Here is a 12,586-nt window from a genome sequence, read left to right as displayed (position 1 = left end):
CCATCCGCGCCGCAGTACAATTGCTGATGCCTAGGCGCTGGAGTGTTTATAATTATACTTACGACAACCCAATACGATTTATTGATCCAGATGGGATGGCGCCTGATGAAATTCATATTGGTAGAGCAGAACAACGAGAAAAACAAAGATTGATAGGGGGGATGATAATTATAATGAAGTGCATAGCACTGTTGGGTTGGACGCCGAACAGAAAATTACTGGTTACCGAAGAGATGAGACAGTGACTATGAACAAAACAAAGCCAGATCCGCCTGGTAGTAAAACTAGTTTTTCAGGAATGGTTATTTGGACATATAAGAAAGAAAATGATACAAAGTTTGTAATACTTCATATGGAGCAATCTAATTTTAAAAAGATAGAACAGTAATGATTAATAGATTTATAATACTTAGTTTAGGTTTATTGGGATTTTTGTTTTCCACCTGCCAGGCACATAGGGGGATAGCAGCAGAAAATCATGAAACAGATTCTCTATTGAGGTATAATTTTAGAATATTAGATTCAGTAGCAAATGCAGCTCCACATGATACTATTTATTATTGTTGCATTGCGCCTATATACTTTATGGAACTTAATACTAAGTTGCAATCCGATGCTCCAACCACATTTGTTGGGAAAATGTATTTTACCAGGAATAATTTAATTGCATGGCATAATTGGTATAACAATCATCGAAGGAGAAAGAATAGCAGCCTTCATTGATAAGCAAGGTGTTCCTCCCAGTAATTTGCATGCTCTTTTTCCAGTAAAGCCAGGAAATAGAGTATGCAAACCAACAGGGGCACACAACCTCATCCTGATCTCCTTCGTTATTATGAAATGATACAATACTGTTTCCTTGGTCATCACTAGTGTATTAAATCATAAAATGGTAAACTAATATTATATTTTCCATCAAACTGAAAGCGATGGCCAGATATGCAAACTACGGTAGTACCCAGGCATATTGAGGTTGATGGACGGTATCCATTCGTTCCAGCGTCTGCCTGTCGGTAAATTCCCTGCTGACGATAATAGATTCTTCCAGCACCGGGGAGAAATCCCGGCGTTTTTCCATAAATTCCAGCAGGAAGGTGGGGGTACCGGTACGGAACCAATGTGGTTCAAATTCCTTGCCGTTCAATAACATTAAAGTGGAAAAAGGATTGTATAAAAAAGTCTTTCCGTCCCAGGAATAGCCATTATACCAATATTTTATTTTATGGAGAACCTGTTCCCGGGCTTTTGGTTCTTTTGCTGCCATTTGATCAATATATTCCTTGAAACCAGTCTCCAGTTCTTCCTGTTATATCCGCAAATGCCTGCATAATTTTCGTCTAATGTCAGGTCCATTAGATTATTTAATCCAGAAAAAATGGATACCTGGGATATCTTGCTTACCAACGTTTGAAATTCAGGCAACAATTTAAGTGTTTCGCTCAGGGCGGAAGGCGGGTCGGGAAAGTAAGGGTTATCAGTCATTTTTTCTCCTACCCGGTAACCGGTGGTTATCAGTTCACTGTCGCGTTGGCGTTTGATGCTTAAGATTTTTTTTTTCAATTTAATAAACTTTACAAGGTTGAAAATTGAGGGCTACTTGTCAGAACCTTATATAGTATATGGGCGAGAAAAATGCCGGGGATGCCTTGTGTGTGTTACTCGAACGCTATTGTGGCGCCAATGTGTCAATTATTTTGGCGATTCTCGCCTGATCTGCGGCCGTAAACGGTAACAATGACCCTTTACCTGCTTACAATGCTGCATTTCTGCCCAATACTCAATACCATCCCCTTTTTAGAAAATGCGCTTTAAATACGAAGCATAGTAGGAGCTAAGTAGAGGTGTCCTGCGTTCAACTACGTTATATCATGCTGGTAATTACGGTATTGCTACGGCGGATACATGGCTATGGTTCCGTCTTGCATAATAATTGAAGCGGGGTGCAAACAAATAGTAGCGGAATAGTACCCAAATGCTAGGGGAATGGTAGTGATATAGCCAGGGTACTGTACCGGGATGCTCTACGAACCCTACAGGAATACATGCGCGCAAGAGCATACCCAGAGCATTCCCAGAGCTATCTTAGAGCTATCTCAGAGCTATCTCAGACAATACACCTACAGCCTGACACCCATTCCGATAGCACCCCTGTCACCATAACAGTAACGGCATGGATTTGACAAAATTCAAAATAATCTAACAGCCACCTTGCGCTTATCTGTAATCGGTAACTTTATTCCATGGCCGAAGTTTTTGCACCATTTCCCTTCAACGCACCATGTGCAATTTGACCTTCTACATGATGGAAGGGCGCAACTTCGTACGCAAAAAAGTTCGCTTACCCGCCGCAAAGTGCTTTATTCTCCCCAATTTGCCCGCACCCGCCATAATGCCGCATTGATGGCAAAAGCCGCTAAGATCGGTTCAGCCGTTTATAATGCCTTGCCCGAATACTGGCGGCAGGGCTGGATGTACCGCTCCTTCACCGGGGAGGCCCGTAAGATGCTTGGAAAAAGGTTAGGCGGCGATGAAATTGAACAGGTATTGTATCAACGGTATGTAGAACCGGTGGTCAGCAAACAACCAGCCCGGGAAGCTATTGCCGCTTTGCCTGTTCAGCCTAAAAGGGCTTATCGCAAACAAAATGCTGATTACTGGCGGGGGAAAACTTTAAAGAGTAAACGCCGCAAAGCCCATAAACAGCAAGTATTGTATAATGCCGGGATTCTCGGCCGCGCATCCAGGATCGGATCTGCATTATACGCCCGCATACCTTTACGTTGCCGGTGCCGCAGTTGTTATCAGCAATTGACCGCCTGGGCCATGCAATTATTAAGAGATGATTGGGACGAAGCGGATATCCTTGCTGGCTTTTGCCCCCGCTTACAAAAGGCCAGCCAGCAACGTGCTATTCTCCCAAAGTCCCAAAAGCCCGGGATTGTGTTATCGTTCATGCCAATGGACAATATTATTTTATTACCTCCCTGAACAAACGGTTGGAGCCATCTGCTGTAAATGAAATCCCGAAAATGACGGATACCATTTGCAAACCAGCGTTGGTATCCTTGCCTTATCAGGTGAACCCCTGCCGGTAATTTCAGCCTCGCTTTTTGTACGGATTTGTCCGAAAATAACACACCTCAAAATGTACGCGAGTTGAGCCGGCAACTCAAATTGAAGCCAATTGACACCGGATTTGACTCCTTACAGATCAGGGTTTGGTTCGATCATTCCCTGGCCCTGATAAAACACCTGGTAATCATTGAACGGCAAAATGACGAATGGAAGGGCAAGCTCTACGAAATGAATGTTGACTACGTTGATACGCTCAATTATAATTTAGTTAAACAATACAAAAAGAAAAACATTGATCCGGTATCTGGCTGGCATCATTTAATTAGCGAATTATACAAGAATAACATACTGGAACTTTCCGGTAATAGTGGTGGTGGAGCCGATCGAATGGCATACAGTGTTGAAATTGTAACTGTTGGTACTTATACTTATTATTGTTTTTATGATCTAAAAGTTGTGAAAGATCGTAACAGTGAATCGAATATGGCGAATATTATTTTACTTTTAGAACGCGAATTTAATTTGACCGCTGTAAAATAGATGTAAGGTATAGTGGGTTATATTTAAGTCCTATTATTTAGTACTCTTGTTACAATAAAATACAGAGATCTTTCAACCTGGTAGCCCTCCACGTGAACCCGTCAACCCATCAACCCTTCACCAGCACTCCATCCATTACTTTCCATAATACTTTCCAGCCACGCCTTCCCCTCCGGCATGTTCTCTGCCAGCCCTAATTGATGTATCAATTGCCAACTGTTGGTCACCGCCTCTTTATACCACGGCATTTCTTTTGCCAGCGTGAACAGCTTTACAAACCCTTTCATCGCTTCTTTCTCTTTCAACAAATAATACGAATGCTGCGCCCTGAAGTGCGGACTGTAATAGAATTCATCACCGGCCCAGGCCCAGGTGTCGGCGGTGGTATCGGGATGGCTTTGCAGCCAGTCGAGCGCATATAACGGCGAGGGTAAAATGTTGCCTTCGAACCCCGTCAGTTGGGCGAATGACAAGGAAAGTTCTGTTGTGCGGGGAAGCCGCGCAGCCAGCACTTCATTGTATAATTCATGCGCTGCTTCGGTCTTGCCGGTAATATGCTGTACATCTGCCAGCACTATCTTAGCCCGTATATTACCCGCATCCAGCGCGAGGGCGTTATTGGCGCTTTTTTCGGCTTCTGTATAGTCGGTTAAAACCAGATGGGCTTTGGCTACCGCCGCCCAGTAATCGCTGCTGTATTTGTCGTTCTCATCGGCATGCGCTTTGGCAATTTCAAGTGCCCGCTCGGCATAACGATCGTCAACAAACCGTTCGATGATCTGCCATAACTTCAGATCATTACCCATAATGTTATCGAGAATGGAATATATAAGCCCGCGCCTGTCTGGCAGCGATTGTATCGTTTTCCACGTTTCAAACTGCTCGGGAAACGCCGCTGCAAAGGTCATGACCTCGTTCGTTTCCTTATGCCGCATTTTCAGGTCTACGTTTACACCGGGTTTCGACAAATACCGGGGTATCGTTGCCTGGAATTCCCGCTCGAAGATTTCTTCAGGCGTTGTCGCCTCTCTGCCGGGAGAAGTTCTTTCCGCGTCAGTTGACTTACAGAAAAATAGATGGAGAAAACTCATAGTTAGTATGTATAATTATGACGGCGGAAAAGTAAATAAAACTTTCATCATGGCCGGCATAGTCAGATTAAAATTACCTGAATCGCCTTTGTGAGTAAAGATTGGAAGGCAAAAAGGCATAGCTCGCCAACTGATCGGCTTAAAATCCGAAACCGGCAAATGAAATGGCAAAAACGTTAAAAGTAATAGTGTAGACGAAGCATAACCATGCGCCCCCTGATGTGATATTCGTCTGCCATGAGTTGATAAGGAGTTAATGAAAACAGCGCGTAGTGTGTGACGTTGAACATGTTATTGACGGAAAAGATCAGATCCATTCGTTTTTGGGTATACGTCGCTTTCGCATCCATAAAAAAGTACCTGACCCCGTTGCTGTTTGATTTGTTACTGAAACTGTATCTGGCTGTTGCAGAAACGTTCATTTGCTTCATCGGCATAAGGCCCAGAGTCATGTGCTGGTCAAGCCTGAATGTATGATTTTTCGACCTACTTTTTCCATTCTCTGTATAACCAGACCATGAGGTGCCCCGTATTCCTTTCGGTTCGTAGGTAAGGGTAACGGCCGAAAACATCTTTTTCATTATTTTCCCACTAAACAATAAAGCCTCTGAATATAACGGCTGAAAGGTTCCGTTCACTATTCCTGTATTCCTGAACCTGTTCCAGCTCAATTTCAGTGAAGCGGTGGTTTTCAGGGCAAAAATAAATTTGCTGAAACTTGTGTTCAGCGACCAGCGGTATTGTGTGTTCCTGTAAGGCAGAAAAACAGTTTTTTGAACATTATTTAAGATTACAGTGGTTAGCATGGCGTTGGTTGTGGTGTTGTCGAAGCTGATACCGGCATTCGAGAACAGCATATTGACGGCCTTTTCAAAATAATAGTTAGCTGAAAACAAGTGAGTGACACGTTGTTGTAAACCAGCGTCATTTGCATTGAATGACCGGTAATTTGTCAATATACCACCCCTGTACATGCCTGTGATGTTGCTGAGGTTATTGTTTAATGAATAGCCGGCGTCAAGGTACTGCTCGGAGTTTACCTCGTACCTGATATTGACCGATGGGGTGAAGAGCAGCTTCCGGTGTTTTGTATCGAGGCCATATTCCTGCTGTGAATACCGAATGTTTTGGTATGAAACGGGCATTCGAATAGTCGATCTCAGGCGCTTATATCGCACCTGATATTCCGGCGTAATGTACATATTGCTTATGTACCAATGTAAATTGTTCCCGGCATCGCCTGTATAAGCGGTGGCTGTGCCATTCTTAAGTAATTCAAGTTGTGAATTAAAATCCTGCGACTCAATAATTGCGCCCGCAGTATATGATTGGGTAACTATATCGCCGGCTAACTTATATCCCCAATACAGGTTTGAGAATAAAGAGGGCAGCCGGAGGTTTTGGATAACATTTTCATAATAACCCTCCTGGGCAGGTATCTGGAAATTGTACCCGTTTCCGATGTTCAGTGATTGCCTGTCACGACTATAGCTTATAAGCCACCGCAGTTCTCCGATACCTCTTCCCGGTAACGCTGGCATCCAGTTGATATCGTTTGAAAAACTTTTAATGTTCTTGTTTACAGCCTGGTTGAACAAGTAGTCGTTGAATTTCATGAAGCTGGTATTGTCCTCATTGCTCAATTCAAATTTGCATTGGTTATTGAAAAAGTACCGCTCTTTGTTAACTGTTACATTGAAGGTTGTGTGCAACAGCGATGGCCTCTTTGTAAACGATTGCTGCTCCCTGTAATATATGGTATCGTTCGGCAAATAGGTATCCGTTCTGCTGTAATAGTCCAGGCTGTTTCTGTCAATAAATGCCTGTACGTTCACTTTCAACTGTACATCACTTTGGGTTTTGTACAGGTTATTCAGATTGATAAGCCGGGAGTTATTGAAATAGTAATTGGGTAATGGCAGATCGGGCGGGCCAATGGTTCCCAGCGACAGATCGATTTTAGGTGGGGTGCTGTTAATGCCTGAAGTAAAATTGGCAGTTCCCAGTTGTTTAAAATCGTCGGTATAGCTCACGCCGCTGTTATTGAGCGCGATATTGTTGAGGGCCTTATAGCGGCTGTTCATTAGAACGGCTGTTGCCGACGCATCATATAGCCGGGGCCACCCTGCTCCGGCTGTACCTTTGAACGACCACTTCAGGTTTTTTTCATCCTTCAGTACCAGGTTTAACGCTGTATTGTCTGTACGTATTTTGTTTTTAAGTACTTTAATTGGCTGGTGGTTCATCATAATGTCCACACTCACAATCATTTCCTTTTTGATCGCCCTGGTGGCCGAACCATATTTGCCGCTCATCAGGTCATCGCCATGGATATACAGGTTGGATATTTTTTTTCCGTTGAAAGAGATGGTTCCGTCATCGGCTACTTCGATGCCGGGCATGCGCTTCAGCACATCGCCAATTGTGCGATCTTCTTTCTGAGAAAATTTCCCTACCTCGTATCGAAGGGTATCGCCCATTTTTTCAATGGATGGCTTATTGTTTATAACCACTTCCTTAAGAACGGCTGCATCCGTAGCCAGATTAAAATGATATACCGGTTCACCGGGCAACAGCAGTATTCGCTGGTTCCTGTGACCGATATAACTTGCCTGCAGCCAAAGCGGTGAAGAGGCCCCGGCTGCAGGAAGGGTGAGCGTGAATTCGCCTTTTTCATTGGTGAAAGCGAATGCCAGTATTGTTTCGTTATCATCGAGCAAATTCACTGTAGCGGATGGTAGTGCCTTGTTGGCGCTGTCCCTGACATGCCCGCTAACTGTTCGCTGTTGAGCATATACAGCATTATTGAGAAGGATTAGAAAAAGAAAGGCAACCGCAACCGACTGATTGCATATGAAGTTAATCCTTCTCAATGGGGTTGTATTTTTTTACTTTTATTACCTGTTTGGTGCCTGAGCCATCGACACATGAGATCATAATTCTGGCTTCAGGAAACGCGGCAGTAATAACAGCTTCAGGATCTTCAATGAATGCCTGCATGGTACGATGATAACTTTTTAAATTGGTTTTTACAGCGGGGTAGTTTTTTAGAAATGAAACAACTTTAGCCTCAGTATCGTCGTTCCGGATTATTCCTTTAAAAGAAAATGCAACCTCATTAGTGGCGTCACGGGCTTCCAGTATCAGACCTGGTAAGCCATTCAGCTTCCACGGTCCGTCGTGATAGGGAAGTTCAGGTGTAAACCATGCCTCATATTCCCGCCCTGCATAATTGCCTACTGCTTTCTGGCAGGTATATTTGTCGATATTTTTTTTCTCTGGTTTCAACATCCAGTTAATTGCAGGCAACGGGCTTTCTACGATGTTTGCCTTTATATTTATCAAACCTATCGTTTCCATTGTATGCCTGGCCTGGTCCTTCATTACTTCTTCCTGCATCGCAACCCCCGACCGGTTTACTTTTAGTGGAACTCCCCCGTATTGTACTTTGGTGGATGCCGCAGGCGCTTTCGTCGGCATCGCCTGTGTTTGCTGTTGCGCTTGCTGCTTCTTTCTGGCAATGGCCTTATTGTTTTCCTTATAGTCTTTTTCCGAAATATACCGGCTGGTGCTTTGCCCTAATGTCAATACCATGTTCGATACATAGGGATTTTTTTTATTCGCCAAATCGCGCACATACCTGAACTCATACACGACATTGTATGATATTTTTTCCTGGCCAAAGGAAAAATTGCTAGCCGTGATGTATAAAAAAATAAACAGCAATCGTTTTATTTTTATTTTTCGGATCATTTGATGAAGGATTGCATGTAATGAATTATTTGATCTCGTGCAAAGCATTCAGGAATCTTTTTCTAACGTTCTCATTGTCAATTGGATCACCCGGAACAATTATACGATCTTCGGCATCAGTGAGGGCAGTGAAATCACCTGTCTTTACTACCGTATTATTAAGCTTGGGAAAGGAGTCTTTTATATCGAGTATCAGAGGCAGGTGCATGCTTTTTATCTTATGGCTATCAAATAAGAACTTTAGCATTGCAAAGCTGTCTTTTGAAATGCAAATTGGTATAATTGGTACGCCGCTGAAATCAGGGTTTTCAGATTGAAACTTATCCCATTTTTCCAGTTTCGTCAAACAAGTAGCACAGGATGTATTGATGAGGGTGTAAATTTTCAATGGGCTATGGTCTGTTAGAAAACGCCGGCTTGTATCGGCTTCAAAAGGCCTGTAGATCTCTATTTCCGAAGGCATAACTACCTTCACGCCGTCGGCATAATTCTTTTTATGGTTGCAGGAAAACAGCAATGTCAAATTCAGAATCAGGAAAAAGCAAATTGTCTTCATTAGTTTGTAAGTTTAGCAACACTGATGTTTTTTGTTTTGGGGTCGTAAGTGTATAACAGCGAATCATTGCCGGTAACAGCAAAGTCCTTCGTGTAATTGTCAAGCTCCAGTCTTTTAACTGGTTTCCCGTCCCAGTCATATATATGAATGTATTTTCCGTAAAACAGGTTTTTGCCATTTGGTAAATTACCTGAGTATAGCAGATATATATATTTATCAGTAACCTGCCCCCGAACATATGCTTCTCTTGATTCGTCACCAGGGTAAGCTATTTTCTTTCCATTACCTTTAACCATCACCTTCAAATTGGGTTCAAACATATCTTGCCCCCTGATGACTTTTATTTTCCGTGTATCCAGGTCAATTAATTCAATTCTATCAGTAAATCTGTACGCTAAAACACATTTATTTTTGGATGGCTTTAAAAAAAGGAAACTCTCATAACTCATTTTTTGAGGCAGGGTATAGGGTTTCGATGAGTCGGCTGAATAAGGCGCCATATGATTATAGCTCCTGCCGCTGGTCAAATCTAAAGTCGCAAGCTTATAATCATCTTGTGAATGAAAATAATTTCCGCTGGTCAGCAGGGTAGAATCGTTCAATAATTGAAGGGAATAGTAAAACCCTGGCACAGGCATCTCCCTGATGAAATGACTGGCGCCAGCTTCATGAATGCTATCCAGTCTTGTAAATATGACCTTCTCTTTGCCTGGATCATAGTCCCAAAAATAACCACGTTCAAAACCAAAGGTGTTAAAACCTAATGTCTGGCCATCTTTTCCTCCTACCCGAAGAATCGGGGGAAGAAAAGTCCTTTCTGCCAGATGATATAATGCAATATGATGCCCTTTCTCACCAATAGTGCTTACGAAACACAAAAGAGAATCATTGTAAACATCTATGTAATCGGGAATAAAATTGTCGAGCTTAAGCACCTGCTCACCATGCAATTTATTTTCAACCGGGAAGGCTTCACTCATTTTGTCCCTTTCTTTATCACCACCTATACAACCGGCAAAAAGGGTAACGATAATTAAATATAAGGGAAATCGTATGCTCATTAACATTATATATCTGTAAAATTGGGAGAATAAAAATATAGCCAGTACTGATTAAATTGATAATCAGTACTGGGCAATTTAAATAATCAGTAACTGTAATGGCTAAATTAGAATTCGCACGCAGTAGGTCCGCTACTACAGTGTGAAACCGGAAAGCCATTGTCGCTAAAGCAAAATGCTGAACTATTCCAATTATAAATACAACCCTCTGCAACTTCCCGTGCAAACATGCGCTTGCTTGCGGTTAGAGCTATCGCTGCGGTGATGGCAAGAACAAGAAGTCCTTTTTTCAGAAGTCCTTTTTTCATTTCAATAAAGGTTTACTTGGTTGGTTAATGTTGCTCGTCTTGAATATTTTGCAGATATAGGGCATACAGCAATTCTCCCGCATGGGTGCTACCCAATTCTGTTATGTTAACATTGATTAAAAATAACCAATCGGAATCAAAAATAGAAAAAATAAATGTTTTAAATAGTTTATTTGTTGCCGATATAACACACATGAGTAAATATATTCGGCGGTTGATGTAAATTAGACTCCACTTTGATTTTATGTGAAGGGTAGATATTGTAATTTCCTTCCAGTTATATATTTTAAGAGTAATATGAAGATCATTTATGCGACTTTAAACTTGTTAGTCTTTTTATCTTGTTTCATTTGCTCATACTATTTTCTTTTTCATAATCCGTTTGGCTTCACTTTCGAGTTTAATGATTATGGCCAGTACTTTCCGGCTTTTGTAGCTTTATCCGCCTGGTCATTGTTTCTGATCCTGAGAATTCCTGTGAATAAAAAAACGACATTCGGTGAGCGCTCTGTAACTTTTGTTTTAAATATATTTATTTTGTGCCTTTTGCTTTCACGTTACTATTCATTCGCTAACGAATATTTTACAATCATAACCGTTGTTATACTGTTGTTCATAATGTTACTTACGGCTGGTATTGGCCTGTTGCATGCATTGCTTATATTTTTTGCAGTTATGTTCTTTGAGGAGTTATACCTGGCTTATAAACAAATTGGTCAGATAAATCATTTTTCCTTCAAGGTTTCAGGACTGGATATACGAGGAACACTGCAAAACTCAGGCATATTTAGCTGGTACATTGTGTCCCAGTTACCTTTTTTATATTACCTGTTGTTTTATATGCCGGCTGTTCGTATTCGTGGAAAGCAACCCACACTCCCAAAACAAATAGTACTCTTTTTAAAAATTATAAAAGTTATTGTTTTTGCTATGGTTTTTGCCCTGGTTGCTGTAATCATCTGGAAGTCGCAATCAAGAATTGGCATGATAGCGCTGGGTATTCTGCTGCTTTCATTTTTTATTTTACGGTATGGAACAGTGGCGAAAAAGTTTATGTACCGGTTGCCCAAAGCAGTGGTCCTGCTGGTAGCAGGCGTATTGGTTGCCGGTATGTGCTACGCAGGCTGGTACCTGTTCAATTTGAAAAAGTTATCGGCTATCACCCGGCTAATGACATTGGATATTGCAAAAGAGCATATTGCCGATCATGTTTGGCTGGGCACAGGTCCTGGCCGCGTATCGTGGCACTATCCGCAATGGCAGGCGCAATATTTTGCCACGCACCCGCATCCACCCAATTATTATTTTCTAAGTGCCGGAGAAAGTTATTACCTCTTCAATGAATATGTTGAACTTTTTTTTATGATCGGGCTTCCCGGCTTTATTGTTTTTGTCTTCATATTGATCTGGTTCTTTACTACCAGGTCGATTAAATATAAAGCGTTGCTACAAGCGGCTAAGCTTACTGTGATCGCTATTCTGGTATGCGGCATAAGTTCTTATTCCTTTCATGTTACTTTCCTGTTGTTGTTATTTGCATTTTGCTTTGCGATCGCCGCAATAGTTAATGAAAACAAGTGGAAGATATTTCGGAAACTCAATTTACCGGATCAGCTTTACAATGCCGTTTCCAGGGCAATTCCGGTCATACTCATTGTAATAGCAGGGTTTGCCGTTTATTCGGCATTTGGCCAATGGCAGGCAAAACGGGATTGGGATAAACTGCGCAACCGGCTGGATGGCGACCGTGCTGGAATAATTGCTGAATACGGGAGGCTTTACGAAGTGCTGAGTTATGATGGGAAATTTTTAACCGACTATGGAATGACCCTCCTGGAAGATAGCGCAGACTGCCGAAAGGCTTCATTTATTTTGGAAGAAGCAAAAAAATATTTTATTTCCAGAATTACAATTGAGACACTGGCAAAGGCATATAAAAAAGAAGGCGATTTCAGGAAAGCTATCCAAAATTATGAATGGCTGTGCCATTATTTGCCGAACAGGTTCGGGACGAAGCTGGAATTGCTAAAGCTCTACGAATTGGTTGGGGATACAACAAAGGCCAGACTAACAGCTCATATGATTTTGAGCATGCCGGTAAAAATAGAATCGCATGAAGTGGAAAGGATAAAGGGTGAAACCAGATCTATTCTAAACAGGTTAATCGACCAGTAAATATTTATTTTAGCAATCTTAAAGTAT

Annotated in this window: 12 protein-coding genes; 4 read left to right on the top strand and 8 right to left on the bottom strand. The window is 41.9% G+C overall.

The genetic code is table 11. From position 1 onward, the window contains the following. Positions 1-245, top strand: a 245-nt coding sequence (locus tag A4R26_RS35435) for a hypothetical protein (RefSeq protein WP_207625752.1), incomplete at its 5' end; no start/stop codon positions are given. Between the two features lie 701 nt (positions 246-946). Here A4R26_RS35435 and A4R26_RS14795 read toward each other — a convergent pair. After that, positions 947-1,264, bottom strand: a complete 318-nt coding sequence (locus A4R26_RS14795) for a P-loop NTPase family protein (protein WP_081164528.1) — start codon at positions 1,262-1,264, stop codon at positions 947-949. Next, positions 1,216-1,560, bottom strand: coding sequence for an AAA family ATPase (locus A4R26_RS36225; RefSeq protein WP_081164527.1), 345 nt, complete (start codon positions 1,558-1,560; stop codon positions 1,216-1,218). The genes A4R26_RS14795 and A4R26_RS36225 overlap by 49 nt, the downstream gene beginning before the upstream one ends. 720 nt (positions 1,561-2,280) lie before the next feature. Between A4R26_RS36225 and A4R26_RS14785 the strand changes: the two genes are divergently transcribed. Together A4R26_RS14785 and A4R26_RS14780 are read left to right on the top strand one after the other, a co-directional pair. Then, entirely contained in the window at positions 2,281-2,988 is a 708-nt protein-coding gene (locus A4R26_RS14785; protein WP_133054678.1) for a hypothetical protein, read from the top strand. Between the two features lie 168 nt (positions 2,989-3,156). After that, a complete protein-coding gene (locus A4R26_RS14780; RefSeq protein ID WP_081164525.1) occupies positions 3,157-3,615 on the top strand; it encodes a hypothetical protein in 459 nt (152 codons plus the stop codon). 101 nt (positions 3,616-3,716) lie between these two features. On the opposite strand, the gene A4R26_RS14775 is transcribed toward A4R26_RS14780, so the two are convergent. The 6 genes from A4R26_RS14775 to A4R26_RS14745 form a co-directional block, all read right to left on the bottom strand. After that, positions 3,717-4,706: a tetratricopeptide repeat protein gene (locus tag A4R26_RS14775; protein ID WP_133054677.1), complete on the bottom strand. Its 990-nt coding sequence runs from the start codon at positions 4,704-4,706 to the stop codon at positions 3,717-3,719. 176 nt (positions 4,707-4,882) lie between these two features. After that, positions 4,883-7,579, bottom strand: a complete 2,697-nt coding sequence (locus tag A4R26_RS14765; protein WP_107685841.1) for a carboxypeptidase-like regulatory domain-containing protein — start codon at positions 7,577-7,579, stop codon at positions 4,883-4,885. Further along, positions 7,566-8,459 carry a GLPGLI family protein gene (locus A4R26_RS14760; RefSeq protein ID WP_165760273.1) on the bottom strand — a complete coding sequence of 298 codons (894 nt, stop codon included), beginning with the start codon at positions 8,457-8,459 and terminating at the stop codon, positions 7,566-7,568. Before A4R26_RS14760 ends, A4R26_RS14765 begins: the two co-directional genes overlap by 14 nt. Before the next feature lie 25 nt (positions 8,460-8,484). After that, the gene (locus tag A4R26_RS14755) at positions 8,485-9,015 is read right to left on the bottom strand and encodes a hypothetical protein (RefSeq protein WP_081164520.1); all 531 of its coding nucleotides are present in this window, start codon (positions 9,013-9,015) and stop codon (positions 8,485-8,487) included. Beyond that, a complete protein-coding gene (locus A4R26_RS14750) occupies positions 9,015-10,076 on the bottom strand; it encodes a BF3164 family lipoprotein (protein WP_165760272.1) in 1,062 nt (353 codons plus the stop codon). The genes A4R26_RS14755 and A4R26_RS14750 overlap by 1 nt, the downstream gene beginning before the upstream one ends. A gap of 107 nt (positions 10,077-10,183) precedes the next feature. Beyond that, positions 10,184-10,384, bottom strand: coding sequence for a hypothetical protein (locus tag A4R26_RS14745; RefSeq protein ID WP_081164518.1), 201 nt, complete (start codon positions 10,382-10,384; stop codon positions 10,184-10,186). A 930-nt stretch (positions 10,385-11,314) separates the two neighbouring features. Between A4R26_RS14745 and A4R26_RS14740 the strand changes: the two genes are divergently transcribed. Continuing rightward, positions 11,315-12,559, top strand: a complete 1,245-nt coding sequence (locus A4R26_RS14740; RefSeq protein WP_165760271.1) for an O-antigen ligase family protein — start codon at positions 11,315-11,317, stop codon at positions 12,557-12,559. Positions 12,560-12,586 lie beyond the last annotated feature (27 nt).

The organism is Niastella populi, from assembly GCF_002078015.1.
GTDB classification, from domain to species: Bacteria; Bacteroidota; Bacteroidia; order Chitinophagales; family Chitinophagaceae; genus Niastella; species Niastella populi.
Note: the sequence above shows the minus strand (reverse complement) of the source record. Positions and strands in the feature narration are given on the sequence as shown.

What these genes read in the sequence shown, in the direction of transcription:
- A4R26_RS14795 (WP_081164528.1), bottom strand. Translation starts at nt 1,264, where the DNA reads ATGGCAGCAAAAGAACCAAAAGCCCGGGAACAGGTTCTCCATAAAATA.
- A4R26_RS14775 (WP_133054677.1), bottom strand. Translation starts at nt 4,706, where the DNA reads ATGAGTTTTCTCCATCTATTTTTCTGTAAGTCAACTGACGCGGAAAGA.
- A4R26_RS14760 (WP_165760273.1), bottom strand. Translation starts at nt 8,459, where the DNA reads ATGATCCGAAAAATAAAAATAAAACGATTGCTGTTTATTTTTTTATAC.
- A4R26_RS14755 (WP_081164520.1), bottom strand. Translation starts at nt 9,015, where the DNA reads ATGAAGACAATTTGCTTTTTCCTGATTCTGAATTTGACATTGCTGTTT.
- A4R26_RS14750 (WP_165760272.1), bottom strand. Translation starts at nt 10,076, where the DNA reads ATGAGCATACGATTTCCCTTATATTTAATTATCGTTACCCTTTTTGCC.
- A4R26_RS14745 (WP_081164518.1), bottom strand. Translation starts at nt 10,384, where the DNA reads ATGAAAAAAGGACTTCTGAAAAAAGGACTTCTTGTTCTTGCCATCACC.
- A4R26_RS14740 (WP_165760271.1), top strand. Translation starts at nt 11,315, where the DNA reads ATGGTTTTTGCCCTGGTTGCTGTAATCATCTGGAAGTCGCAATCAAGA.